1 rRNA gene is annotated in these 2,415 nt (G+C 47.8%); it reads right to left on the reverse strand.

Annotated elements, in window-relative coordinates:
- A 23S ribosomal RNA gene (locus tag E6X37_RS10300) occupies nucleotides 1-2,361 on the reverse strand; the annotation flags it as partial.
- Nucleotides 2,362-2,415: the final 54 nt, after the last annotated feature.

The raw sequence follows: 2,415 nt of genomic DNA on the forward strand, positions 1-2,415 counted from the left end.
GCCTGTTATCCCCGAGGTAGCTTTTATCCGTTGAGCGATGGCCCTCCCACGAGGTACCACCGGATCACTAAGCCCGACTTTCGTCCCTGCTCGACTTGTAGGTCTCGCAGTCAGGCTCCCTTATGCCTTTACACTCTACGAACGATTTCCGACCGTTCTGAGGGAACCTTTGGGCGCCTCCGTTACATTTTAGGAGGCGACCGCCCCAGTCAAACTGCCCACCTAACAATGTCCTGTCACCAGTTTCATGGCATCCAGTTAGAACTTCAATACTATCAGGGTGGTATCCCAACAACGACTCCATTAAGGCTGACGCCCTAATTTCCCAGTCTCCCACCTATCCTGTACAGACAATACCGAAATTCAATGCTAAGCTACAGTAAAGCTCTACGGGGTCTTTCCGTCCAATCGCGGGTAGCGAGCATCTTCACTCGCACTACAACTTCGCCGGATTCACAGTTGAGACAGTGCACAAGTCATTACGCCATTCGTGCGGGTCAGAACTTACCTGACAAGGAATTTCGCTACCTTAGGACCGTTATAGTTACGGCCGCCGTTTACTGGGGCTTAACATCAGCTTACGCTTTAGCAGAGACCTGTGTTTTTGTTAAACAGTTGCTTGTGCCTATTCTCTGCGGCCTACCAAATGGTAGGCACCCCTTCTCCCGAAGTTACGGGGTCAATTTGCCTAGTTCCTTAACTGTGATTCTTCCGTCGGCCTTAGGATTCTCTCCTCATCTACCTGTGTCGGTTTGCGGTACGGGCACTACTTCTCTTTCTAGATGCTTTTCTTGGAAGCATGAAATCAGATACTTCGGTTCCGTAGAACCTTCCCCATCACGCCCTAGGATTGTTAGAACGGATTTGCCTGTTCTAACTCCCTCAACGCTTAGACCAGCATCCAATAGCTGGCACATCCTATCCTTCTCCGTCACACCATCGATAATAACGATTATAGTGGTATTGGAATATCAACCAATTGTCCATCGACTACGCCTCTCGGCCTCGCCTTAGGTCCCGACTAACCCTGAGAAGACAAACTTTACTCAGGAAACCTTAGATATTCGGCCTGTAGGATTCTCACCTACATCTCGCTACTAATGCCAACATTCTCACTCGTAATCAGTCCACCGCTCCTTACGGTACGACTTCAGCCCGATTACGACGCTCCTCTACCGCTCATACAAAGTATGAACCCGTAGCTTCGGTGGTAAGTTTGAGCCCCGGACATTTTCGGCGCAGGATCTCTTGACTAGTGAGCTATTACGCACTCTTTTAATGAGTGGCTGCTTCTAAGCCAACATCCTAGTTGTCTTAGAAATCCCACATCCTTTTCCACTTAACTTACACTTTGGGACCTTAGCTGACGATCTGGGCTGTTTCCCTTTTGACCATGGAACTTATCTTTCATAGTCTGACTGCCGTGCTGATAGTATCTGGCATTCGGAGTTTGATAAGGTTCGGTAAGCGCTATGCCCCCTAGCCTATTCAGTGCTCTACCTCCAGTACTCACATTTCACGACGCTAGCCCTAAAGCTATTTCGAGGAGAACCAGCTATATCCGAGTTCGATTGGAATTTCTCCGCTATCCACAGCTCATCCCATGCTTTTTCAACAGCAACGTGGTTCGGTCCTCCACGAGGTTTTACCCTCGCTTCAACCTGGCCATGGATAGGTCACCCGGTTTCGGGTCTACAGCATGCAACTAGTCGCCCTATTAAGACTCGGTTTCCCTTCGGCTCCGTACCTTAAGTACTTAACCTCGCTACATACCGTAACTCGTTGGCTCGTTCTACAAAAAGCACATCATCACACACATAAGGTGCTTTGATCGGTTGTAGGCACATGGTTTCAGGTTCTATTTCACTCCCCTCCCGGGGTTCTTTTCACCTTTCCCTCACGGTACTGCTTCACTATCGGTCATCAGGTAGTATTTAGCCTTGGGACTCGTGGTACTCTGGTGCAGAACTGATCATTATGACTTTTACTTACAGGACTATTACCTCCTACGGTCCAACTTTCCAGTTGTGTTCGGTTAATCATAATTTCACGTTATGTTCTGTCCGCAACCCCAGAGATAAATCTCTGGTTTGGGCTCTTTCCTTTTCGCTCGCCGCTACTAAGAAAATCGATTTTTCTTTCTCTTCCTCTAGGTACTTAGATGTTTCAGTTCCCTAGGTGTTCCTTCATAAAGCTATGTATTCACTTTACGATGCATGAGGTTTCTCATGCGGGTTTCCCCATTCGGAAATCTCCGGATCTCTGGCTATGTGCGCCTACCCGAAGCTTATCGCAGCTTATCACGTCCTTCATCGGCTCCTGATGCCAAGGCATTCACCATGCGCCCTTTGTAGCTTGACCTTTTTAAGTTTTGATATACAAAACTGGTTATATTAATCATTCACAAAGAATATT

The organism is Veillonella parvula (assembly GCF_032550495.1).
In the GTDB taxonomy this organism is placed as follows: Bacteria; Bacillota; Negativicutes; order Veillonellales; family Veillonellaceae; genus Veillonella; species Veillonella parvula_G.